The sequence below is a fragment of the Brevibacillus fortis genome (assembly GCF_003013395.1).
GTDB lineage: Bacteria > Bacillota > Bacilli > Brevibacillales > Brevibacillaceae > Brevibacillus > Brevibacillus fortis.
The window spans coordinates 161,687-186,620 of sequence record NZ_PXZM01000029.1 but is presented as its reverse complement, the minus strand read 5'-3'; the positions used below and the strand labels follow the sequence as shown (position 1 = coordinate 186,620).

19 protein-coding genes are annotated in these 24,934 nt (G+C 45.3%); 13 read left to right on the top strand and 6 right to left on the bottom strand.

Annotated elements, in window-relative coordinates; translation table 11 throughout:
• Nucleotides 1–17: 17 nt before the first annotated feature.
• From C7R93_RS18330 to C7R93_RS18315, 4 genes are read left to right on the top strand one after another with little or no spacing between them, the layout of a single operon-like run.
• On the top strand, nt 18–6,029 hold the full coding sequence (locus tag C7R93_RS18330) for a non-ribosomal peptide synthetase (RefSeq protein WP_106840165.1): 6,012 nt from the start codon (nt 18–20) through the stop codon (nt 6,027–6,029).
• Between the two features lie 26 nt (nt 6,030–6,055).
• Nucleotides 6,056–7,873: an asparagine synthase (glutamine-hydrolyzing) gene (gene asnB / locus C7R93_RS18325; RefSeq protein ID WP_106840164.1), complete on the top strand. Its 1,818-nt coding sequence runs from the start codon at nt 6,056–6,058 to the stop codon at nt 7,871–7,873.
• Between the two features lie 39 nt (nt 7,874–7,912).
• Nucleotides 7,913–9,229, top strand: a complete 1,317-nt coding sequence (locus C7R93_RS18320) for a hypothetical protein (RefSeq protein ID WP_106840163.1) — start codon at nt 7,913–7,915, stop codon at nt 9,227–9,229.
• Nucleotides 9,230–9,274: 45 nt separating this feature from the next.
• Nucleotides 9,275–10,441 carry a cytochrome P450 gene (locus C7R93_RS18315; protein ID WP_106840162.1) on the top strand — a complete coding sequence of 389 codons (1,167 nt, stop codon included), beginning with the start codon at nt 9,275–9,277 and terminating at the stop codon, nt 10,439–10,441.
• A gap of 131 nt (nt 10,442–10,572) precedes the next feature.
• Here C7R93_RS18315 and C7R93_RS18310 read toward each other — a convergent pair whose 3' ends face one another.
• On the bottom strand, nt 10,573–10,797 hold the full coding sequence (locus tag C7R93_RS18310; protein WP_106840161.1) for a PLDc N-terminal domain-containing protein: 225 nt from the start codon (nt 10,795–10,797) through the stop codon (nt 10,573–10,575).
• 130 nt (nt 10,798–10,927) lie between these two features.
• Nucleotides 10,928–11,818 (bottom strand): LysR family transcriptional regulator, encoded by an 891-nt coding sequence (locus C7R93_RS18305; RefSeq protein WP_106840160.1) that lies wholly within the window; start codon nt 11,816–11,818, stop codon nt 10,928–10,930.
• 110 nt (nt 11,819–11,928) lie between these two features.
• Here C7R93_RS18305 and hutG point away from each other — a divergent pair, with 110 nt between their 5' ends.
• From hutG to C7R93_RS18290, 3 genes are all read left to right on the top strand, one after another.
• A complete protein-coding gene (gene hutG / locus C7R93_RS18300; protein WP_106840159.1) occupies nt 11,929–12,897 on the top strand; it encodes a formimidoylglutamase in 969 nt (322 codons plus the stop codon).
• 12 nt (nt 12,898–12,909) lie between these two features.
• Complete coding sequence (gltS, locus tag C7R93_RS18295; protein WP_106840158.1) at nt 12,910–14,097, top strand: sodium/glutamate symporter; 1,188 nt, start codon at nt 12,910–12,912, stop codon at nt 14,095–14,097.
• 334 nt (nt 14,098–14,431) lie between these two features.
• The gene (locus tag C7R93_RS18290) at nt 14,432–16,006 is read left to right on the top strand and encodes an FAD-dependent oxidoreductase (protein ID WP_106840157.1); all 1,575 of its coding nucleotides are present in this window, start codon (nt 14,432–14,434) and stop codon (nt 16,004–16,006) included.
• Nucleotides 16,007–16,138: 132 nt separating this feature from the next.
• Here C7R93_RS18290 and C7R93_RS18285 read toward each other — a convergent pair whose 3' ends face one another.
• Nucleotides 16,139–16,699 carry an AAA family ATPase gene (locus tag C7R93_RS18285; protein WP_425266737.1) on the bottom strand — a complete coding sequence of 187 codons (561 nt, stop codon included), beginning with the start codon at nt 16,697–16,699 and terminating at the stop codon, nt 16,139–16,141.
• Between the two features lie 476 nt (nt 16,700–17,175).
• Here C7R93_RS18285 and C7R93_RS18280 point away from each other — a divergent pair, with 476 nt between their 5' ends.
• Nucleotides 17,176–17,763, top strand: a complete 588-nt coding sequence (locus C7R93_RS18280; RefSeq protein ID WP_106840155.1) for a DUF3238 domain-containing protein — start codon at nt 17,176–17,178, stop codon at nt 17,761–17,763.
• 136 nt (nt 17,764–17,899) lie between these two features.
• Here the strand turns inward: C7R93_RS18280 and C7R93_RS18275 are convergent, their stop codons facing one another.
• Nucleotides 17,900–18,226 (bottom strand): DoxX family protein, encoded by a 327-nt coding sequence (locus C7R93_RS18275; RefSeq protein ID WP_106840154.1) that lies wholly within the window; start codon nt 18,224–18,226, stop codon nt 17,900–17,902.
• Between the two features lie 111 nt (nt 18,227–18,337).
• Here C7R93_RS18275 and C7R93_RS18270 point away from each other — a divergent pair, with 111 nt between their 5' ends.
• The gene (locus tag C7R93_RS18270; protein WP_106840153.1) at nt 18,338–18,907 is read left to right on the top strand and encodes a GNAT family N-acetyltransferase; all 570 of its coding nucleotides are present in this window, start codon (nt 18,338–18,340) and stop codon (nt 18,905–18,907) included.
• A gap of 62 nt (nt 18,908–18,969) precedes the next feature.
• Here the strand turns inward: C7R93_RS18270 and C7R93_RS18265 are convergent, their stop codons facing one another.
• Nucleotides 18,970–20,430, bottom strand: coding sequence for a flavin monoamine oxidase family protein (locus C7R93_RS18265; RefSeq protein WP_106840152.1), 1,461 nt, complete (start codon nt 20,428–20,430; stop codon nt 18,970–18,972).
• Nucleotides 20,431–20,585: 155 nt separating this feature from the next.
• On the opposite strand from C7R93_RS18265, the gene C7R93_RS18260 reads away from it, so the two are divergent.
• The 4 genes from C7R93_RS18260 to C7R93_RS18245 all read left to right on the top strand — a co-directional run bounded on the left by C7R93_RS18260 (nt 20,586) and on the right by C7R93_RS18245 (nt 24,434).
• Nucleotides 20,586–21,149: a putative glycolipid-binding domain-containing protein gene (locus C7R93_RS18260; protein WP_106840216.1), complete on the top strand. Its 564-nt coding sequence runs from the start codon at nt 20,586–20,588 to the stop codon at nt 21,147–21,149.
• Between the two features lie 16 nt (nt 21,150–21,165).
• On the top strand, nt 21,166–21,555 hold the full coding sequence (locus C7R93_RS18255; RefSeq protein WP_106840151.1) for a hypothetical protein: 390 nt from the start codon (nt 21,166–21,168) through the stop codon (nt 21,553–21,555).
• A gap of 18 nt (nt 21,556–21,573) precedes the next feature.
• Nucleotides 21,574–22,044, top strand: a complete 471-nt coding sequence (locus C7R93_RS18250; RefSeq protein WP_106840150.1) for a macro domain-containing protein — start codon at nt 21,574–21,576, stop codon at nt 22,042–22,044.
• Between the two features lie 362 nt (nt 22,045–22,406).
• Nucleotides 22,407–24,434, top strand: a complete 2,028-nt coding sequence (locus C7R93_RS18245; protein ID WP_106840149.1) for an endonuclease MutS2 — start codon at nt 22,407–22,409, stop codon at nt 24,432–24,434.
• Between the two features lie 135 nt (nt 24,435–24,569).
• Here C7R93_RS18245 and C7R93_RS18240 read toward each other — a convergent pair whose 3' ends face one another.
• A complete protein-coding gene (locus tag C7R93_RS18240; RefSeq protein WP_106840148.1) occupies nt 24,570–24,923 on the bottom strand; it encodes a HesB/IscA family protein in 354 nt (117 codons plus the stop codon).
• Nucleotides 24,924–24,934 lie beyond the last annotated feature (11 nt).

Here is a 24,934-nt window from a genome sequence, read left to right as displayed (position 1 = left end):
AGGGAAGGAGCAATCCAATGATCAATAATAAGGAATCAGCTAAAGCGAGAGATGAGATACTTGCTGAGAGCAGATCGAAGCTTTCCGACAAGAAACTGGCATTGCTTGAGAAGCTGAAAGGCTCAAAGCTGGAGACGAAAAAGGCTGGGATTGCGCGGCGTTCAAGAGAGGGCTTCGTGCCCCTCTCTTTTGCCCAGCAGAGATTATGGTTTTTAGACCAGTTGGTACCAAACAGTCCAGCCTATAATGTGGTTGCCGCCTTTCATCTGTCGGGTGAGCTTCGCACAAACATCATGGAGCAGTGCATACATGAGGTCGTGAAACGCCATGAAGCCTTGCGAACCACCTTTCAAGTCGCAAATGGAGAGCCGTATCAGGTTATCGCTCCTGCATGGCAAATTCCTTTTCCCATTGTCGATCTTACTGGACATCCCGAGGAGGAGAGGGAAGATGAGTTTCGCCGACTAGCTAAAGAGGAAAGCATGCATGTTTTCGATCTGTCAAAGGGGCCGCTTTTGCGTGTTACTTTATTCAAACTCGGCGAGGATTTGCATGCTCTACTTTTGAACGTTCACCATATCATCATCGACGGATGGTCAGTCGGGGTTTTCTTCAGAGAAATGGTTCTGCTTTATCAGGCCTATCTCGCGGACAAGCCTTCACCATTGCCTGAGCTTCCGATCCAATACGCTGATTTTTCCATCTGGCAGCGGGAGTGGCTTCAAGGAGAAGTGCTTGAGAAACAGCTTTCTTACTGGAGAGAAACCCTTGGAAAAGAAAGCAGTGTGTTAGAGCTACCTGTAGACCGTACAAGGCCTCCCATCCAATCGTTTCAAGGAGGGAGCTTAAAACTACAAATTCCCGCTTCACTTTCTCATGCTATGAAAGCGCTGAGCGAGCAAGAAAATGCCACGCTGTATATGGTCATGATCACCGCCCTAAAGATATTGCTGCACCGTTACAGCGGGCAAAATGATATCCGGGTCGGAGTGCCCGTAGCGAACCGTAACAGAGTGGAAATTGAGAATTTGGTCGGCTTTTTTGTAAATACGTTGGTTCTCAAAACCAATCTGTCTGGCAATCAAAGCTTTAGAGAGCTGTTGTCTCGTGTTAGAGAAACGGCGAACAGCGCATACAGGCATCAAGACGTGCCCTTTGAACGATTGGTGGATGAATTGCAGCCTGAGCGTAATATGAGTCAAAACCCACTGTTCGAAGTCTGCTTTGTGTTGCAGAACTTTCCTATGCCGAAAAAAACGGACACGGCTGAATTGGGCTTTTCCTTGGTCAAATTTGAAGAATTCCGTAACCATACATCCAAGTTTGATCTCTGGATTCAGGTTGTAGAAAAAGGAGATATCCTTGATCTGGACGTTGAGTTCAACTCCGATATTTTTAATGAATCGACAATTAGTCGAATGTTAGAAAGCTTTCTAATCGTCCTGGCTGGTATTGTCGCCAATCCGAACCAGCCGATTTCAGATCTGCCGATTTTGACCGCTGATGAAAAGCATAAGCTGTTGGTTGAATGGAACGATACGAAGACGTACTACCGACAGCAAGATATGTGCCTTCATGAGATTATCGAAGCTCAGGCTGCCGAAACACCAGATGCGCCAGCTGTTATTTTTGAAGAAGAGCAACTCTCATACAGTGAATTGGATCAACGGGCGAATCAACTGGCTAATCATCTCCGGAAACTGGGAGTAAGAGCGGAAACGCTTGTGGGCATTTATATGGAGCGCTCATTTGAGATGGTCGTTGGGCTGTTAGGTATCCTCAAAGCAGGCGGGGCTTACGTTCCCCTGGACCCAAGCTATCCGCAAGATCGGGTTGCCTTTATGATCACAGATGCGAATCCTTCTTTCCTATTGACTGCGGAAGAACTGAAGAACACTCTCCCTGAATACGGAGGAGAAGTGATTTGCCTCGATTCAGATTGGGAGACAATCGGCATGGAGAGCCGCGTGGCACCGGCAAGCGGGGTCAACAGCGACAATTTGGCGTACATGATTTACACCTCAGGCTCTACTGGTAAGCCAAAAGGTGCGATGAATGCTCATCGCGGTATCGTCAATCGACTTATATGGATGCAGGAACAGTATCAATTGAACGAAACAGATCGGGTGATGCAAAAGACGCCTTTCAGCTTTGATGTATCGGTATGGGAATTTTTCTGGCCGCTAATGACGGGCGCCTGCATGGTTGTAGCTCGTCCAGAAGGTCATAAAGATACGACCTATCTGGCACGTCTGATCAAAAAAGAGAAAATCACCACCATGCACTTTGTTCCTTCGATGCTCCAAGTTTTCCTGGAGGAGACGGAAATTAGCGGCTGCGATACGCTGCGGCGAGTCATTTGCAGTGGTGAAGCCCTATCGTATTCAACGCAGGAGCGCTTTTTCGAGTGTCTCAACGCGGAATTGCACAACCTCTATGGTCCTACAGAAGCGGCGATTGATGTCACTTACTGGGCATGCCAAAAAGGAAGCAAGCTTAGATCCGTGCCGATTGGACGCCCTGTGGCCAACACCCAAATCTATCTGTTAGACGAGCACCTGAATCCTGTTCCTGTCGGTGTTGCTGGCGAGTTACACATCGGTGGTGTACAACTGGCTCGCGGATACTATAACCGACCTGAGCTGACAGAAGAGAAATTCATCCCTGATCCGTTCAGCAAAAAAGAGGGAGCACGTCTCTATAAGACAGGTGACTTAGCACGTTACATGCCTGATGGAACGATCGAGTATCTGGGCCGAATTGATTTTATGGTCAAATTAAGAGGGTTCCGTATCGAGCTGGGTGAGATTGAAGCGGTATTAGATGAACATCCAAATGTACAAAAAGCGGCTGTGATCGTTCATGAATCCGAGCAGAGACCAGGGCATAAGCAATTGGTATCTTATATCGTGCCAGATTCACAGTCCAAGGAAAAACTGAAAACGGCAACAGAAGAAGCACTCCCTGCGGAACAAGTATCAGAATGGCAGGATGTCTTTGATAAAGCCTATGATGACGAGAATCAATATGAAGCCGATTTCAACATTACCAGCTGGAACAGCAGTTATACGGGTCAGCCTCTTTTAGCGGTAGAAATGCGTGAATGGGTCAATTCGACGGTTGACCGTATCCTTGCCTTGCAACCGAAAAAGGTACTCGAAATCGGGTGCGGTACAGGGCTGTTATTATCCCGGATAGCGCCTCATTGTGAACAATATTGGGGAACAGATTTTTCGACGATGGCGTTGGATTATATTACTGCGAAACTGATCAACCAACGAGAGGATTTATCCAATGTAACACTGCGTAAGAGCTATGCGGATGATTTTAGTGGACTAGAAGGACAACAGTTCGATGTGATTGTGCTCAACTCTGTTGTGCAGTATTTTCCGGATGCGAACTATTTGTTGGATGTGCTGAAAAAGGCCATGCACTCCCTGAGTGACAACGGAGCAATCTTTGTCGGTGATGTTCGCAATCTTTCTTTACTGCAAACCTTCCTCACTGAGGTTGAGATGGAAAAGTCACCGGAGACGTTGACCACGGATCAATTGATGCGCCGGGTGCAGAAGCGAATGAGACAAGAGCAGGAGCTGGTCATTGATCCTGCCTTTTTCTATGCGCTGCAAGAGCAGCTGCATTCAATCAGCCATGTAGAAATCAAGCTGAAGCGTGGGAGTCATCATAATGAATTAACTCGATACCGCTATGATGTGGTTCTGCATCTCGGCAAAAAAGTGCAGCCGATTGAGGACTTTTCATGGCTGGATTGGCATGAGGAGGGGCTCCAAAATATTGATGGACTTCGTCAAATCATGACCAAGTATAAACCGCAAATCTTGGGTCTTACGAATATCCCTAATTTGCGGTTGGACAGGGCGAATCACTACCAGTCTTTGCTTGCTGACAGTGATATTCTCAAAACCGTGGAAGAACTGAGAACAGAACAGAGTCATCCAGGCACTGGAATAGACCCTGAGGAGCTTTGGAAGTTGGGTGCTGAGCTTCGATACAGCGTGGATATTGCTTGGGTTGGTGATAGAGAGGATGGCAGCTATGAGGCTGTGCTCAGACCTGAACATTTACTAGAAAAAAGAAAGCGTAACAAAGTGGTCACCGCGTGGCACCGTCCAACGAAAAGATACCAGCCGATCGAAACGTATGCGAACGATCCTTTGACAGACAGAGTTGCTCGTCAGTTCATTCCAGAGCTGCGCAGTTATTTACGAGATAAGCTGCCAGATTACATGGTTCCGTCTATTTTTGAGTTTATCAAGGAAATGCCAGTGAACATGAATGGAAAATTGGATCGCAAAGCGCTTCCTGCGCCGCTTATTGAAGTGCCAGAGATGGAGGGGGATTTTGTACCACCAACGACGGAGACGGAAAAGATTCTAGCCGATATCTGGGCTGAAATATTGGGCTTGGATAAGGTTGGTATACATAATAACTTCTTCGGCTTGGGCGGCGACTCCATTCATACTATCCGAGTGGTTGCCAGAGCAAAACAATTCGGTCTGGAATTGACTCCACAGCAAATTTTCCAATTCCAGACCATAGCTGAACTGGCAGAGGTTACAGGTGCGGCTTCTACCAAAAATGCAAAACGAGCAGCAACAGCAGTTGAGCTACCAACTCTTGAACAGCATCAGTTGGATAGGATAAAAGCAGACAACCCATACATGGAGGATGTTTATCCGCTTACGATCATGCAAGAGAATATGCTTTATCGATACAAGCATCATCCAGAGCCTGGCTTGAATGTGGTTCATCATGCTTTTCGCATAGAGGGGGGGCCTTTCCATGTAGCTGCTTTTGAGCAAGCATGGCAGCATCTCATCCAACATTTCCCTGCATTGCGAACATCCTTTATTTGGGAAGAGCTGGATGAACCGATGCAGATCGTGCATGAGAAAGTGGATATCCACATCAAACAGGAAGATTGGCGTGACATTCCTGAAGCTAAACAAGATGAACAATTGCAATCTTATATTCAAAAGCTTAGAAAACAAGGATTTGAGATGGGCCAAGCACCACATGCACATCTTGCTCTGCTTCAAGTAGGAGATGATGTCTACTACTTTATTTATGTCTTCAACCTGATGTTGCAGGATGGCTGGAGCTATACGTTAATCGTTAAAAGACTATTCGAATATTATCAAGCGTTTTCCCAAGGGAAGGCGATTGATATTTCGCCTGTATATCCGTATCGGGATTATGTTGCACTACAAAAACAGCAGGACTTAACGGATGCCGAGTCGTTTTGGAAGAAAAATCTTGAAGGAATGACCAGCTCCACTCCTGAATTAGCGCAAGCGAGCGGGGAGAATATTTCTGCCGAAGATCCTCCCTATTCTCAGGAAAGGTTTATCGTATCGCCAGAAGTCTCCGCGGCGTTGTTATCCTTGTCCAAGAAGTATCATCTGACGCCATATACATTGGTACAAGGGGCGTGGGCATTGCTGCTCCATCATTACAGCGGAAAGGAAGACGTTGTTTTTGGGACAATCTTCTCCGGCCGCAGCATAGCGATGATGGAGGTCGAACATTCTGTCGGGCTTTTCTTCAATATTCTGCCCATTCGAGTGAACATCGAGCAAAACATGAGGTTCCTGTCTTGGCTCCAAAACATGCAGTCCAAAGTAGTAGAGACGAGTCAGTACGAGTACACGCCGCTGAAAAAAATATACGAGTGGTGCGATATCCCACGAGATCGTCTTTTGTTTGACAGTTATCTGGTAAGCGAACAGCTTCCTGATTTTTCTTCTGTATTTCGAGGTTTTAATGATGTCCTCGGCGCTACCATCTATGATTCTATCGCGCAGACGGAGCATCCATTACGTGTGGAAATTCTTTTCTATGAACAAGTGCTAGTCCTGCATATCAACTACTATCGACGCTTCTTCAACGCTACGGAGATTAGCAGGATGTTGCAGAACTTGAATACTCTTTTGGAAGGATTAGTAGCGAGTCCTGAGCAAAAGGTAAGCGAGTTGGTCCAGGTTATAAAGTATCATCCCCAACACTAAATTTGTGAACAAGAGGAGAGGTTACTATGTGTGGAATTGTGGGATGGCTTGATTGGGATGACGATTTGTCATCCCAGCATGCTATTTTGCACAAAATGGCGCAAGCGATCCAACATCGCGGGCCAGACGAAGAGGGATATTGGTTATCTCCTCGGGCAGCTATTGCGCATCGTCGTCTGATCGTGATCGACCCAGAAGGCGGCAAGCAGCCAATGATCTACCGAGAAGGAGAGCAGACATGCGTCTTATCGTTTAATGGCGAAATCTATAATTATTTGGAACTGCGCCGCCAGTTAGAGATACTCGGGCACTCCTTTCAAACCAATTCTGACACGGAAGTATTACTGCACGCTTTTTTGGAATGGAGAGAGGATTGTGTCCGTCATCTCAATGGAATTTTTGCATTCGCCATTTGGGACGAAAAAAATCATCGATTGTTTTTAGCACGTGACCACTTAGGTGTAAAACCATTATTTTATTGTCAACGAGGGAGCTCGTTCATGTTCGGCTCCGAACTGAAGGCCTTGCTTGCCCATCCAAAAGTGAAACCTGAGGTAGAAGCGGATGGATTAGCAGATATTATCGGACTCGGCCCGGCGAGAACGCCAGGATTTGGAATTTTCCGTAATATAAACGAGGTTCGAGCTGGACATTGTGTAACAGTCACGAAGGATCAAATCAGGACAAGCCAGTACTGGAAACTGGAGAGCAAGGTGCATACTGACGATATGGATACCACGACAGAAAGGATACGCGCTCTGTTACAAGACACGGTTCAACGTCAGTTAATCTCTGACCTGCCTTTGGTTAGTATGCTGTCTGGTGGTTTGGACTCCAGTGGCTTGGTAGCGTTGGCCGCTGAAGAGCTTCGAAAAAAAGGGAAGTCGTTGCAAACCTATTCGGTTGATTTTGTTGACAATGATCAGCATTTTGAAGAAGGCTTGCTGCACCTTAGCTTGGATGCGCCATGGGCGAAATCAGTCTCAGAGCATGTACAAACGAGGCATCAAGAAATTGCCTTCAACTCGCAAGATCTGATTACTCATTTTCATATGCCGTTGAGAGCGCGGGATCTCCCGGGATTAGGAGAGACGGATACCTCGCTCTATTTGTTCTGCCGTGAAATGAAGAAAAAAGCGACCGTCTCGCTATCAGGTGAATCGGCAGATGAAGTGTTTAACGGGTATCCTTGGTTTCAGAAGGAGAAGTTTTTGAATTCAGGCAAATTCCCATGGATGGAGCATGACGGATGGAGTTCATTTTTAAATGAAGAAGCCATCGAAAAGATTCGCCCACAAGAATATCTTCGCAGGCGGTATGAAGAAGGGATTGCGGAGGTACACCCTTTGGAAGGGGAGACAGCTTTGGAAGCTCAACAGCGCAAAATGTCGTACCTCTTTATCACGCGTTTTCTTCCGTTGCTATTGGATCGCAAGGATCGAATGAGCATGTATACGGGGTTTGAAGTACGTGTTCCGTATTGTGATTACCGTCTGGTTGAATATTTATGGAATGTTCCATGGAAAGTAAAAAATATTGATCAAATCGAAAAAGGCTTGCTCCGCAGAGCGTTCAAAGGATATTTGCCGCATGAAGTATTGTACCGTAACAAAAGCGCATACCCCATGACCTATCATCCAGAGTATTACAACGCGATTTTGGACCATATGAAACAAATTCTAGCGAATCCGAATTCGCCTCTATTACCATTGATTAACAAGTCTGTGATCCAATTTGTACTGGATGGAAAAGCACCTATGAATCTCGCTCAATCAACGAAGCTGATCGAATACCTTGTTCAAATAAATATGTGGTTAGAGGAATACAAGATTTCCATTCGGTAGAAGCCCTTGGATTTGCTGATAAAAAGGAGTGTGTAGGAAATGAATGCCAGTGAGGTAAATCAGAACATGGCAATACCACAACGACTGCCTGCTAACGGAAGTGACAGGTTTAATTACATGGTCAGCTATCTTTCCGATTGCCAACTTCAAATGGTGCTGGAGATGGACGGGCATGTGAATCAACAGCGATTGCTTCAAGCGATGGAGGTAAGCACCATTGCTGAACCTATCATTGGTTGCCGCTTTATCAAAGATCCAGTCCGCCCATATTGGGAGCGACGTAGTGATTTGGCGTCAAGCGGTTGGTGTTCCTTGCAACTTCTTGGTGATTCCGATTCCGAAGAGCAAGGCATACATGATTGGCTGTCGAGCCCAATCGACATCGATGCTGATGCGATGGTCAAAGTTCGTATTCTGCGGACCTCGACCACAGATATCCTATGCATCAAATTGAATCATCTATGCAGTGATGGTGCAGGGTTGATAGAGTATGTTCACTTGTTAGCTTCGATCTATAGTGAGCTTGCCAAAAACCCTCACTACGTTCCCAAGTCAAACCCTGAGGGCAGGGATCAGAATCGTTTGTTCAAGGAAATGGGTATCCCAAATAGCGAGATGCCGCAAGCTCCAGAGCCGCAGGGACCAACACTTCCTTTTACCCCTGGAGAACCAGTGAAAAGGAGACACGCCATTCGCAGAATACCGCGCGAAGAGTGGATGGAGCTGGCGCAAGGATTTAAACAAAAAGGATTCACGGTAAATGATGTGTTATTGGCTGCCTACATGCGAGCTTTATATCAAAATATGAAGAATGTTCCGGCTGAGCAAATCAAAGTCATGGTGACTGTTAATGTAAGAAAATTCTTGCCCACTGGCAAGGCAGACGCCATTTACAACCTGTCTGGCGTGGTTCACGCCTCCATGAACCAAGCAACTGGGACATTTGGAGATAAGGTTACAGAAGTGGCCGAATTTATGAAGAATCAACGCGATAATAAAGAAATTCTGCATGATGCGGTAACCACTTTTGCCTTCGTGGAGAATTTAGAGTTCCAACACACATTGAAGATCATACAGGATGTAAGAAAGCAAATTGTTGAGGATGGAAATAGTACACCAATATTATCAAATTTTGGTATGATTAGTACGAGTCAGATAACATTTGATGATGTGAAAGTCTCAGAGGCATATATAGTCTCCCCAGCCTATTACGCACCAGGATTGATGCTTGGAGCGAGCACGTATCAAGATTGCATGACCCTCAATATTTCCTTCTTTGAATCGAACACAGACGTCGGGTTAATGGAAAAACTCCTTGATACCATGTTAGAGGAAATTAAGTCATTCCGAGAGTAGCAGCTTGCAACAACTACCTACCCATTTCGATAAGGAGTGAAAGAAATGAATAAAATAGTATTCCCGAATGAAATATCAGGTGCCGAGAATCTGCAACAACAGTTTGAACCGTACGGCTGGTATGCCGAAATGAGAAAAAACAGCCCGGTACATTACGATGAAAAGCAACAGGTATGGAACGTATTTCTGTATCCGGATGTAGAACGTGTGTTGACCGATTATCACCTCTTTTCAAGCGATACAGGCAAACGAATCGCTGGCTCCCTCGCATTGAAAGAAAAGGGGATCACAGAGATGGACCCGCCTGATCACGGAAAAAGGAGAGCTCTTTATACAAAGGCCTTTTCCACAAGAACGCTCCAGGAATGGGAGCCGCGTATTCAAGAAATTTCACGTCAGTTATTGGAGGAAGTAAAAGAAAAGCAAAGCATCAAAATTTTAGGGGATCTCGCAGCTCCGATGCCGGTGATTGTCATTGCCGATTTGCTCGGTGTACCGTCCAGTGATTGGATGTTGTTCAAACAATGGTCCGATGTTCTCATCACCTCCGGGACCCGCGAAACGTATGCGGATGTTAACCTCAAGAAGGAAGAAATCATGAAGGAAATGGCCGTTTATCTCTCTCCGATCATTCAAGAAAAAAGAGAGAACCCAGCAAAAGATTTTCTTTCCGATTTAACGCAAACAGAATATAAAGGGCAACAACTATCTGACCGAGAGATTATCGATATTGCAATCAGCTTGCTGCTTGCTGGAAATGTAACGACAAGTACGCTCTTGTTCAGTGTTTTCTACTGCTTTTTACTAGATCGACCAGGTGTATATCGTGAATTAAGAGAGAATCCGGAACTGGTAGATCAAGCGATCGAGGAAGTATTGCGCTTCCGTCCGCCCGCACAGGTTTTGATGCGCAAGGTTCAAGAAGATACGGATATGTTCGGAAGTCTGATGAAAAAAGGCGAAATCGTCATGGCATGGCTCGGTTCTGCCAATCGTGATGAAAATACCTTTGCACAGGGAGATCAGTTTGATATCCATCGACCTAACAGTAATAAGCATTTATCCTTTGGGAAAGGGTGCCACTTATGCCTGGGCGCACCACTATCTAGATTAGAAGCAAAGATAATGCTAACAGAAATGATCAAATGCTATTCTGACATCACAATCGGTGGATTTGATAACGATCTGATCCTCAATGTGACGAGAGACTAATCATACCGTTACCATAAATTTACCCGCTAAAGCAGTTGAGCAGGAAGGATACCCCTGTTCGACTGCTTTTTTTATATAAACCTGATTTTCCGAGAAAATAAAAAAGCAAGGAAAATAGAATTCCTCACTTTTTAAAACTTATCTTTCCGAATCACCAAATAAATAATCAACCCAATAATCGGAAAAAACAATAAAGCAACAAGTACGATGATGGAGAATTCCTTGCTATTTCCTCGTCTTCTCGCATCACGGTATGCCCAGATGCTAATGACAATGTTAATTATGTTCAAAAATAAGAAGAGTAAGAGCGGGAGGAACACGATAAAGGTAGAGGGAGCATCGCCTATTTGAACCAAAGGATCACCTGCTTCAGCATATTTGCAAGACTTTCCTAATTATATATAAAGATGAGAGGATTGTGAAATCTGCTACCGATAAAATGGGTGAGCCATTTTCGTAATCCTCACAATTCCGTTTCTCACCAGATTAGAAATGGGATGTAAACTTCCCCCGGACCTCCTCCAAAAAAGCCTGCACAGCCGGCGCTAAATAACGATTTTTCATATATGCCAAATAAACCGTCCGATCCAACGCAGGTGATTCAATCGTTTTCCGAACAAGCGAAGCATCTGTTGATCCCGATAAATAGTTCTCAGGAATGATCGTAACTCCGAGATTCTCCCTCACTAACGTTAACGCGGTTTCAAAACGTTCTATCTCAAACTTGATTTGCGGGTTCACTTGTTCAAGTGCAAAGGCCGTTAAAATATCCTCCCTCGTCTGGAATCCCTCTGTGCTAATGATAAAAGGCTCACTCGCCAAGTCGTTCAATCGAACAGAATCCTTTTCAGCCAGAGGATGATCCTTGTGCAGCACCAGCATTAAGCGCTCATCATACAGAGGAAATGATTCGATATCCTCTTCATCGATGAATTGGTTAGTAATGAGTAAATGCGTATGATACTTCCGCAGTGATTCCTTCACGGCTTTCCCACTCAGTACTTCGATCAGTTTGATGTTAATAGAGGGAAACCGCCCCTGATATTCGCGAATGACTTTCGGAATCCAATGCTTCACAGACTCAATAATGCCGATGATGAGATCTCCGCTGCCGGTCAGCTTTACTTCGTCCATTTCTTTTTTCAGCATGTTCATTTGGGAAAGAAGCAGCAACGATTTCTGGTACAAAATTTTACCAGCGTCCGTTAATTCCATTTTTCTCGTGTTTCTCTCGAGCAGTGGAGAGCCGACTTCTTGCTCTAGATTTTTAATCGCGTTACTTAAGGAAGGCTGCGAAATATGCAGTTTTTGTGCGGCTTTGGAGTAGCTCAGTTGATCGCAAACTGTCACAAAATAGTGCAAATGTTTGATGTCCAAATGGATCGCCTACCCTTATTTATAGCTTTAAGCTATCAATTTATATAAATTATATATTAGAAATAATAAGTTTGTCATTATATAATCAATAAACAAAAGGTTCAGAAAGGATGAATAGCTTGCCAAAGAGTGTATCAGCAGATTTGTGGACCGGCCGGACTGACCATACGGAGAGAAGAAGCAGTTTTCGTTACCATCAGATTGTGGAAATAACGGACTTGGATACATTGCTAGCTGCCAAGGATCGCACCGTCGCCATCATCGGGTTTGAATGTGAAGAGGGAGTCAGGCGCAACCAAGGACGATTAGGTGCAGCCATTGCTCCAAACGCAATTCGGCAAGCGCTTGCAAGCCTTCCTTGGAAAGTGGAGGAAGGGAAACGGATTGTGGATGTGGGGAATGTTACTTGTCAAAACGAAGAGCTAGAGGCTGCCCAGGAAGTATTGGGGAACGCCGTCTCTACTATCTTTTCCAAATCCATGACACCGATTATTTTAGGCGGCGGCCATGAGACCTTGTATGGACATTACGTAGGTGTCCGAAACCATATTGGAAAAGAGGCTTCTCTGGGAATCATCAATATCGACGCTCATTTCGATTTGCGCTCCTATGAAGTTCAACCTTCTTCTGGTACGATGTTTCGGCAAATACTAGAGCATGATAAAAAGAGCAGCTACCTCGTGTTGGGGATTCAGCGTTTCGGAAATACGCAGGAGCTGTTTGATAAAGCGGACGAGCTCAGTGTCCGATACGTGTATGAAGAAGAGATGACAGACGCACGAATGGATGAAATTACTTTATCTGTAAGCGAATTTATCGAAAAACATGATCATGTCATGCTGACGCTGTGTACAGATGTTTTAAACGCAGCTTTTGCACCGGGGGTAAGTGCTCCATCTCCTTTTGGCTTAACACCAATGGTTGTCCGCACTTTGATCCGTACCGTTACCGCTCATAAGAAAACGCTTTCTTTTGATATTTGTGAAGTGAATCCGGTTTTAGATGAAAACGGAAGAACAGTAAAGTTAGGTGCTTACTTGACGAATGAAGCCATCATGGGATTACTACTAGAGAACTAAGGGGAGACAACTATGACGTTAGCACTTAATCAAGTAACGACGATTTTTCTCGCAGTAGCACTTCTCGTATTAGGTACATTCCTCGTAAAAAAGGCTAGTTTCTTGCAAAAGTTTTGTATCCCGGCACCAGTGGTTGGGGGCTTGTTGTTCGCAGTCATTGCAACCGCTTTGAAAGCGACCGGAATTTTACAAATTACATTGGATACTTCGTTGCAAAGCTTGTTCATGCTCACTTTTTTCACGACGGTTGGCTTGGGAGCGAGCTTTAAGCTGATCAAGCTAGGTGGTAAGCTACTCGTTATTTACTGGCTGGCATGTGGATTCTTGGCTTTGGCGCAAAACGTAATTGGCGTTTCCTTGGCCTCGGTGTTCGGCATTCATCCATTGATCGGGATGATGGCTGGAGCGGTTTCCATGGAAGGTGGACATGGGGCGGCTGGCGCTTTTGGACAAACGCTTGAGGACATGGGCATTCAATCTGCGCTGGCGATTGGGATCGCGGCAGCTACCTTTGGTCTCGTAGCTGGGGGCTTGGTCGGCGGACCGACTGTGAAATATTTGATTACAAAATACGATCTGAAGCCGACGGAAACCGAAACAGTAGTAGAAACAGTTGAAGAAAAAGTACAACCGATTACGTCGAATACCTTCTTCATCCAAGTGCTGTTGATTACATTCTGTATGGCATTGGGAACGTATTTGGGAGAGCTGTTCTCGACCGCAACCGGATTTGTTCTGCCAGGTTATGTGGGGGCAATGTTTGTAGCGGTGATTGTCCGTAACATCGTAGACAAGCTCAATCCAAAGGCAATCGACATGAAGAGCATCAACTTGATCAGTGATGTGACGCTCGGAATCTTCCTGTCCATGGCACTGATGAGCATCAAGCTGTGGGAAGTTGCAGATCTAGCGCTTCCAATGCTCGTAATTGTGTTTGTACAAGTTGTCTTCATTGTATTGTTTGGTATTTTTGTCCTGTTCCGTTTGCTTGGCAAAAACTACGACGCTGCAGTAATGGTCGCGGGCTTTACAGGGCATGGTCTGGGCGCTACACCAAACGCAATGGCGAATATGGCGGCAGTAACTGGACGATTTGGTCCGTCGCGAAAAGCATACTTGGTCGTTCCGATCGTAGGTGCCTTCCTGATTGATGTGTTCGCGATGCCGATCATTATTACCACGATTAATTTGTTTAAATAAAGACGATTCAAAAATCCCTTCATGCTGGAGATAGTCTAGCTGGAGGGATTTTTTGTCTTTACGTTTACTTTGCCCTGTTTTCGTTTTTTGCAAATAATAGATAGAAAAGGAAATATTTTCTTGACTGTTCTCATTGTGTTCGTATATATTTAAATGAGAACATTTGTTCTTGTTTGAGGAAAAATGAGGAGATGATGCAGAGTCAAGAATTGCGGAAGTAGGAGGCATTGGAAAAAATATTTAGTTTTTTCTGCGAAAATTGTAACTTATTGTCATTGATCTCGTATTTATTGGCAGAATCAACCAAACAAAATAAGAGTGGAGGAAATAAAAGATGAGAGAACTTCATGCTGATGTAGTGATTATTGGGGGAGGTACTGGTGGCTGTGCAGCAGCACTGGCAGCAGCGAAATCAGGAAAATCAGTCATTATGACGGAAGAAACCGATTGGATTGGCGGTCAATTTACGAGCCAAGCGGTACCGCCAGATGAGCATCCATGGATCGAACAGTTTGGTTGCACCCGAAGCTATCGCACATTCCGTGACAGCGTGCGTGACTATTATCGCAACCATTATCCAATGACGGCAGAAGCACGTGTCATTCCGAATCTTGACCCTGGTAACGGTTCCGTAAGTCGACTTTGCCACGAACCAAAAGTAGCGCTCGCTGTTTTTTATCAGATGCTTGCTCCTTATATTAATAGTGGTAGACTTACTATTCTGACGAATCACAAGCTGCATGCCGTTCGCATGGCTGGCGATAACGTACTGTCGATCACAGTAGAAGATCGGAAGCATCATGATTTTCATGAATTAGTAGCACCGTATTTCTTGGACGCGACAGAATGTGGAGATGTACTCCCGCAAGCCGGCGTAGAATATGTCCTTGGCGCTGAATCAGTCGATCAAACAGGAGAGCCAAATGCGGTTGTCGGGCCGCCGCAACCAAATGATATTCAGGCGTTTACGTATTGCTTCGCGATGGATTATTTGGAGGGAGAAAATCATACGATTGCCAAGCCGGAAACGTATGACTTCTGGCGCAACTACAAAGCAGATTTCTGGCCAGACAAGCTGCTCAGCTGGACAGGCTCCAATCCGCGAAATACTGCTGACTCTGTACGATATGAGCTGTTCCCGGGGACTAAATATTTTCCGCTCTTCACGTATCGTCAGATTGCTGATCCGAAAAACTTCCAAACCGGTTTATACAAGAGTGGTGTATCAATGGTGAACTGGCCGCAAAATGACTACTGGTTAGGCTCGATCATTGATGTGCCAGAGGAAGAGCGTCAGCGTCACCTTCAAGGCGGTAAACAGTTGAGTCTCTCCCTGCTCTATTGGATGCAAACAGAGGCACCTCGCCCCGATGGTGGACAAGGGTATCCGGGACTGCGACTGCGCAAGGATGTGGTGGGGACAGAGGATGGACTGGCGATGTATCCATATATTCGTGAATCCCGCCGGATCAAAGCCGAATTCACCGTATTGGAGCAGCATGTGAGTGCATTTGTCCGCAATACAGGCAAGGCAGAAGCCTTCCATGATTCCGTTGGGGTCGGCAGCTATCGAATTGACCTGCATCCGAGCACTGCGAATCGTAATTACGTGGATGTGTCGACTTATCCGTTCCAAATTCCGTTGGGCAGCTTAATCCCTGTGCGTGTAAATAACCTGCTTCCGGCGGGCAAAAACCTTGGGGTTACGCATATTACGAATGGATGCTTCCGTCTCCACCCAGTAGAGTGGAACGTCGGTGAAGTAGCTGGCTATTTGATAGCGTATTGCTTGCAATATGGCCTGACTCCTCGCGCTGTCCGAAATACTCCTGATGAGCTGAAAAAGTTCCAAGCGTTCTTGTACGCGGAAGGCGTAGAGTACTTCTGGCCAACGATGTACGCAGTGTAAGCAGTTAGACGATCTGGTTGCCTGAGTTCGGGATTTCACCGAACTCAGGTTTTTTCATGAAGATCGGGCAAAAGATCAGATAAGTCTTGAGAGTGGTGATTTTACATGAGGGGGCATTCAATAAGCCAGACATTACTGGGGAGTTTGAGAAAAAGCCCGCCGCAAGATTTCTTCGACAGTTTCCTCAGGCGTTTGCTCGGAAGAATCGATCCACATGCCAAGCTTTGGTGTTTCAGTCTGCAAGATTTTATTGAGGTGGGCAATCGTCCAGGCACCATACCCTGTTTTGGAACGGGAAGCTTCTCTCTCTTCAATCGCTTTTTCGTTTGGCGTGAGCACTACAACATACAACGGACGGTTCCGAATCATTTCAACAAATTGGCCCAAAAAGGGGCCGACCACAACATCCTGGACAACGACATTAAATCCTTCCTCAAAAAAAGTGTCTGCCGTAGAGGCTGTTATTTTGTAGCGCAGCCACAACTGACGAATGGCTTCTTCTGACGGTTCAGGCATATACTCCTCTCTGCCCGTTACAATCATTCGTCGGAACGAATCACCTCGCAGATGAACACCTCGATTCAGTTTTTCAGCGAGTAATTGAGCTACGGTTGATTTTCCAGACGCCATAATCCCAGTAACGAGAAAAATACATCTGTCTGGATCGTGAAGAGTGGCATTCTCGTGCGACATAATCATCCCACCCTACTCATACGATGTTATTTGAAAATCATATATGGTAATCACTGGATAATCCTTATCTTTTTGCATCATAACATGGCTCTCATTAAAACGCGATTAGGAAAGTGATGAGTCCTGAGGCTGCACAGTCTAGGATGAATTTTTTTGACAAGAAAGCTATAGGATAATTTTTCTACATGTCGAAAAAGCAAAGAGAAGCCACAGTCTACGAACTGCTTTCGTGAACCACAACATGAAAATTCTATCAAAGGAATACTCATGGCGTTTGCTGTATTAGTAATCCAAGGATGGGTGTTGAAAGGATTCATGTCCCAACGAACCTGATTAGTTTGTGTGATAACAAAAATTTTGAAGACATTGATGTTGAGTTTGTTCCGAGTAAAAACTTCACGTATTTGTCCAGCAAAACATAGCCAGTAGCATGTACCATTTCAGGTAAGAACGAAAATACGGAGGTGCTAAGATTTATGGTGAACCTGATCAAAATAAGAGCGAGTGTATTTATCCCCCTGTCATGGACAGAACCTAGGACAGACCCGCAAACAGGAAAAGTCATTCAATTCGAAGGCGATTCACGTGAATTTACTCCCTATGCCGTCAACAGCATGCGTTCCAGAGTGGAGCAAGAGGTCGTCGTAGACTTTATGAAAAAAGAAATGTTCACCTATCAGAACACAGGAATCACAACAGAGAAGATCACGAATCCAGATGGCTCGATTCAGCTGCGAAAAGGAAAAGCGAGTACAGAGGGCATTTTGTGTAGGAACATCGTGTGGAAGTCGGATGAAGAAGTGAGCTTTGAAATGAGCGCAAGTGCGAGTAATCCCTTGAATGAGCAAGCGCCTCCAGTTGACTACTTGTTATCGATAACTGCGAAAAGTGATGGTCTTGTACAGATCGAAGGAGCGCATGATGGGTTCCCTTGCTTTGAATTTTATAAGCAAGCGGATTTTGGGCCGTTTGAAACGATTTATACCCATGATTTCCGTGAAACAGGTGATACTCCGGCAGCACTGGCTGGAGAGATGGAATATCATTTTCGTAAGATTCTGTAGTACGCAAGAGATTTGTTCAACTATCAGTGCCTTTCACTCGGTTTTCCTTCCAGTAGTACAGAGTTGTCACGACAAAAATGCCGATCAATACCATAGTCAAAAAAGGGGTCATAGCCATGAGCCTCCAGATATTTGATTATTTCGCGAGCAGACCACACAATTTTTTTCGATCTACCCACAGCAATAGGCCACACATTACGGTGAGAAGCAGACTGTAATTTTGGGCAGAAATATCAAAAGCAAAATTGACGACTGTAATATTCAAGGTAATGGGGAATAGACAAACTGCTGCGATGGTTCTCGTCCTAGGAAAAAGAATGAGTAGGGCACAGGCCAGTTCAGCAACGCCAATAAATATTTCGTAAAAGCGCGAGTAGCCAAAAAAGTGCCACGCTAAAATAAGTGGCTCATCTTGGCTGGGATCAAACGTAAACGCTTTGGGCGGGCTGAACTGACCAATCACCGTTGCTTATCCTACATGTCCTTCCTATAATAAACCATATTACTACAAGACTATGGAAGGGGAAGGGGCACCAATAATCTCCTCTCCCATGTATACGAGGAGGTTCTTTTCGTGAGTAACCCAACTATGTTCAATCAATTTCCTGTCATCGAAACAGACAGATTGATCCTTCGACAACCTGATCAACAAGACATAGAAGATATTTATGAAGTTTTGTCACATGAAGAGGTGGCGAGATATGTAGGGATAGCGAGGTTTCAATCGATAGCCGAGGCTGAAAATGAACTTCGTTGGTATCGAGACTTATTTGAACAACAACAGGGACTCAGGTGGGCGGTCACGGATCGTTCCACTGGAAAATTTCTTGGCAGCTGCGGCTACAAACATTATCATGCTGTACATAACAAAGCGGAGATTGGGTATGATCTGAATTTTTCGTGGTGGAATAAGGGGATTATGTCGGAAGCGTTGCGGCCCATTATCGCGTACGGGTTTACGCATATGCATCTAAATAGAATAGAAGCTGACGCAGATACGAGAAATACGGCATCCATCCATTTGCTCCAAAAATTCGGCTTTCAAGTGGAAGGGATCCATCGGGAAACAGAATTTGAAAATGGGATGTACATTGATCTTGTGAAGTTAGCGCTACTTCGAAAAGAATATGAGATGAAATCGTAAAAGAATAGTAGTCGATAAGCGGCGGGGGAATGTACGGAATTTTTCATCGTACATTCTCCCGCTCATTTTCTCCCTACCTCTACAGCCACTCGCACAGCCGACTCTATCGCCCCCTGAATCCAGCCGTGATATTCATTCGAGGTGTGCTCCCCCGCAAAATAAATTCTTCCTTCAGATGCACCAATGTAAGGAGAAAATTCCGTCTCCTGCAACGGTTTGAACAAGGCAAAAGCACCAGCAGCATAAGGCTGCAACGCCCAATTATGTGTGATTCCCGTAACAAAGGTGCTGTACACCTGCTCCCCATGAATGTCAGCCAGAAGCTTTACTGCTTGCATAATCTGCTCTTCTTTCGACATGCTGAGCCACGGAAGGTCGTCATCCTCCCATGTGTAACTGACCAATACGACACCCCCAGGCTGATCAAAACCGTGGCTGGGAAAGTAGGAGAGGCGAATAGGCGAATCTGTAACGGTTTGTCCGCTCTTTATTCCCTGTGCTTCCCAGAATCGCTGAGAGAACTGGACGCCTATTTTGGATGAGGAAACATAGTGGAGTTGACGAATGGCTTTCCATTTTTGATAGGAAAACAGGTCGTACGGTTCGACTTGTACAAACTGCAAAACGGTAAAAGGGATGGTAACAATCGCGATATCACCGGTCATCTGAAACAGCTCGTCAGTGTGGGTACACACGCCAGAAATCGTAATTTGATTTCCCGTTTGGACGATTCTCGTCATTTTATGCTGAAAGTAGATATTCTCATGTAATTGGGGGAGAAATGCCTGTGGTAGCTGGTCAAATCCCCCTGCTATTTCGTAAAAGCGTGTAGAAGGATCGAACAGGATGAAGTCTCGTAATATTTCGGGAAAGGCCAGCTCAGGGAACCCTTCGAAGCCAGTCATGACTTTGATCATGTCGATAGCGGGGACGGATAAGGAAGGGCCAACAGGATTGAAGCGCATGAATTGATCCATGGAAAAACGATCGTATTTTTGGACGACGATCGGCCAATTCGTCGCTGGATTGAGTTTGATGAAGTCGATGACAGGCTTGATGGCTTCTCCGGCCAATTCATTGAACGTACGGCCTTTTTCATGTGGAGCTACAGGGAAACGGAGGATGTCCGGATCGCGTTGATAGATCCAACGCCTCGTTTTGATACCATTTACTGAGATGATGTCGTTCGTAGTATTGTTGATAAACGGTTGAAGGGGAAGACCAAATTTTGTCACGTATGCCAAGGTTAGATCGTGTGTATGAGGAATGCGCATGGCACCAGCTTCTAGATAATGGCCATGGGTAAAAGGAGAGCGCAATGTGAAAACTCTACCACCTATCAGGTCTGCTGCTTCCAAAATCGTTACGTTGTGTCCCGCGGCTTTTAGCAACGAGGCAGAAACAAGACCGGCCATTCCAGCGCCTACGATGATGATGTTGAGTGGGGAGTGAGCTTGTGGGAGACCTTTGCGAATAATGGACAGCATTTCAGGTCGTGATAAGGAGAAGGAGGTATTATCCATAGATTGTCTCCTTTCCATTCTTTTTCGATAAAAATATTCTATTCAATCAATTAATCAGATATGCGTTTTGTAAGCCGATAATACAGGACTCTACCATTTTCATCCAAGAAATGATAGGATGAAGAACAGGGGAACAAATGATCGGAGGGGTAGGTATGTTACCTATGAATGTTATCTGGAAACCAACGACAGGTGTCGGATATGAGCACTTGAGAATACGGGAGGGATTGAACCGGATCCACGTAAACAGCATGGTGATCGGGAAGCTGGATGACGAAACCATTTCAAGAATCCAATATGAGATTGTCCTTGATTCAAATTGGATCACGCGAGAGGTTTCAATGGGAATCATGGGTGAAGAAGGTGCTCTGCATCTCTCATCGGATGGCAGGGGAAATTGGACGAACGAGTCGGGGGAGTCCATTCCTGAGCTCTTTGGCTGTATCGATATCGATATTTCTTGTACACCATTCACGAATACACTGCCGATCCGCCGCTTGTCGTATGCTCCAGGTGAACCTCAGTCGATCCAAGTAGCCTATTTCTCAGCCCATGAGCTGACGTATAGACAAGTGCAGCAGCAATATACGTTGCTAGAAAGCACAGTAGACTCCTCTGTGTATCAATACCGGGCAGGAACATTCGTGGAGAACATCACTGTCGATACCAATGGGCTTGTAGTAATCTATCCAGATCTGTTTATACGTGAGCAGGTATAGGAGGTGATTGTCCAGCATGGCTGAAAGGTTTATTGCGGGTATACTCGCCAGTTTTTTATTTACGTTTGGGACTGCGTTTCTGTATTTTCAGGATCGTTTCTCTGTTCTTCCTATCGCTATGTTTACGTTCCCGACGGTGTTTCTCTTAGGAATTCCGCAATCACTCGTCATTGATCGGGTCACGAAGCGATTACCATGGAACAAGAGAAGTCATCTTTTCTTGCTAGAAGCGCTGCTGTACATCATGGCTGGAATGATCGCGACCATGATGCTTTTTTTAATCGTTACGCGCTCCTTTGCCTTTGTTCTGTCAAAGTTTTACGTCTTGGGCATAGTTGCTTCCTTGCTTTACTTTGGTTGTCTGTGGTTCTTGAGGCGTAAAAAGAAGGCCGTACATGTCACGTAAGGAAAAGGGGTGAGTGCAATGCATGATTGGGTACAAGTCATACCAGGAAATATTTTGGAAGCCAAGGAAAATATCATCGTACAGCAGGTCAACTGCATGGGTGTGATGGGAGCAGGGCTTGCCAAGCAAATAAGAGCCAAATATCCAAGTGTATATACAGAGTACAAGCAGCTTTGCGAGCAGTATGCGGATGCACGTGAAGACCTCCTTGGACAAGTGCTGCTTTGTCAGGTTGGGGAAGGGAAGTACATGGCCAACCTTTTCGCACAGCTTGGTTATGGAAAAAAAGGTGTCTACACGAAATACGACATGCTGCAAAAAGGGTTAGAAGAAGTTCTTTCCCTAGCGAAAAAAGAAAATCTGACCATCGCCATTCCATACGGGATTGGCTGCGGATTAGCAGGCGGGGACTGGGATGTGGTAAGTAAACAACTCAACGATATTTTTGTGAGCTTTCGTGTGAAGGTGTATAAATGGGAAGCGGCTTGACGATAGCGGATTACATACGTTAAAGTAAAAAGAACCATATCTAGGGAGAGATGTTGATGTCGGCGGTCGTTCTTAACTAAAGCAATTCCATACAAAAGGTCTTGATTCATCATTCGAAATTTTGCCATGTAGCAAAGTTTCTTTGTGCTGGATGATAATCGGCCTTGGAATTAGTTAAGAACAACGGATATCATACAATGCCTTAGGTGAAAACCCTATCATTGCGCCCAAAATCCGTGCTGAGTTCAGCGCGGTTTTTTATTTGGTTGCGTTTTGTTTAGGTATCCCAAAAAAAGGGCGGAGAATGACATTTGTTCATTCTTCGCCCTTTTTTATTTTTCATAAAAAAGGAGAAATCAGTCATGAATAAAAAAGCATTACAGCGTCTCGAATACGACAAAATCAAAGAAAAAGTAATGGAGTACGCCTTATCGTACGTAGGGAAAAAGCATGTCGAACAAATGGTGCCGATTGACTCTGTAAAAGGAGTGCGAAGTAAGTTGGACGAAACAGCAGAAGCCAAAAACATCCTGCAAAATGGGGCCAGTGTACCGATTCCTGCACTGGAAGGGATGGAAAAGATACTTTCCCTCCTGGGGACGGGATATGTATTTGGTGTAATCGATTTTACGAATCTGTACTTGTTCCTAACGAGTTGCTCACAGCTAACGAAGTACATGGCGACAAAAGCACAATTGGCGCCACGCGTAAGCACTTATGCAGCATCGATGTACGACGCTCAAAAATTGAAAAATGAAATCGAACAATGCATCCGTCATGGGCAAGTTGTCGATTCCGCCAGCAAAGACTTGTTGAAGGTGCGTAAACGCATTGTCGTATTTGAAGAGCGCCTGAAAAGACAGCTGGAATCCATCATGAACAAATATCGTTCGATCATGCAAGAAAATGTCATTAGTACACGCAATGGACGCTATGTCATCCCCATCAAAAAAGAGCATCGCAAGCAAGTAGCTGGCAGTGTTTTAGATGAATCGGCGAGCGGTCAAACCGTCTATATGGAACCGACGGAGATCAGCTCCGTACAGTTCGAGCTGACAGCACTCATGGCAGAGGAAGAACGCGAAGTAACAAAAGTATTGATGCAACTGTCCGCGTTCGCAGAAGAATATACGCACGAACTTGCTGTGAATGTTGAGACCGTTGGAATGTATGACTTCCTTTTCGCAAAAGCGAAGTACGCATTGGCAATCGGAGGTGCGAATGTAGAACTAAACGACAAAGGGATCATCGATGTCAAGGAAGCGCGACATCCGCTACTCGGTCCGAAAATGGTGCCGCTGCATCTGAAGATTGGTCGAGAGTACAAATCGCTTATTATTACAGGTCCCAATACAGGCGGGAAAACATTGACGTTGAAAACGATTGGACTTTTAACAATGATGGTGCAGTCCGGTTTGCTCGTACCTGTACAGGAAGGCAGTCGCTTCTCCATTTTCCGCAACATCGCGGTAGATATTGGGGATGGGCAAAGCATCGAGCAAGCGTTAAGCACGTTCTCCGCGCATATTCATAATGTCTTGGAAATCTTGCAGATTACCGATGCCGCGACCCTCGTTCTGATTGATGAGATGGCTACTGGTACAGATCCAGGAGAAGGTGTCGCCCTATCCATTGCTATTTTGGAGGAGCTGCACAGAAGAGGTGCGACGGTAATTGTGAATACGCATTTTAACGAGATCAAAAATTTTGCCTCCGCAACTGCTGGGTTCCAAAATGCACGAATGGAATTTGACGAAGAGACCTTGCAGCCACTGTATCGCTTGCGAATCGGAGAAGCTGGCCAGAGTTACGCATTCCTGATCGCACTGAAGCTGGGTATCCCGTCTGAGATGATTCAGCGTTCTCGGGAAATTACTCGGAATGGATTCGCTGCTACGACTTTCATGACAGAAAGGCTGGAACAATACCAAAACGACGAGCAGGAAGAGCATGAGGCTCCGAATTATGTGGAGACACGAGTGATAGAAGAGCCAGAAGAAGTGGAAATGACAGTGGCAGTAGAAGTAGAAGAGGAACGGCATGAACCTCTTCCGCAGGGAATTTCAGAAAAAGCAGCAGGTACGCCAGCCACGCCTAAGCGTGACAAACCATTTGCTGTTGGTGATAGTGTATTCATCTCCTATCTCGGAAGAACCGGCATCGTGTTTGCCGCGGAGGACTCCAAAGGTATCGTTGGCGTCATGATTCAAAATCAGAAATATAAAATCAACAAAAAGCGCCTTGTCTTGCATATTGAGAGCAAAGAATTGTATCCGACCGACTACGACATGGACATCGTATTCGAGACAAAAGAAAACCGGAAGAAGCGTAAAATGATGAGTCGCAAGCATGTCGAAGGATTATCGATCGAGACGAAGCGGGAGGGATAAAGGAACGGGCAAAAAGCCGATTTTCTCTAAGAGAGAATTGGCTTTTTGATGTTTGATGGGAAGAACGGATGGGCTATTTGGTTGTATGGCTAGCATTCGTTCGGAATCGGTGACAAGCCATTTTCGTTCGTTGGTTTACTCACACTTTTCTCTTTTTCCTCGATGTAGCGCTGTACGGAAGCTGCTTCCACAGCCGCAGGTGGCAATTGCATTCGGGTTTTGGATCGTAAATCCACCCATCATTCCTGTCTCTTTGTAATCGATTTCGACGCCATCGACATACGGATAGCTTTCCGGATTGACGACCAGCTTCACTCCATCAATATGGATCGTGGTATCGCCTTCTTGATAGGTATCATCAAAACCGAGTCCGTAGGTCATCCCGGAGCATCCCCCGTCCTTCACGCCAAAACGAATGAAGAGAGAAGAGCTTTCTTGTTCGAGCATATTCTGAATGCGAGTTACGGCAGCTTCGCTGATTTGTATCATCGTGAGACCTC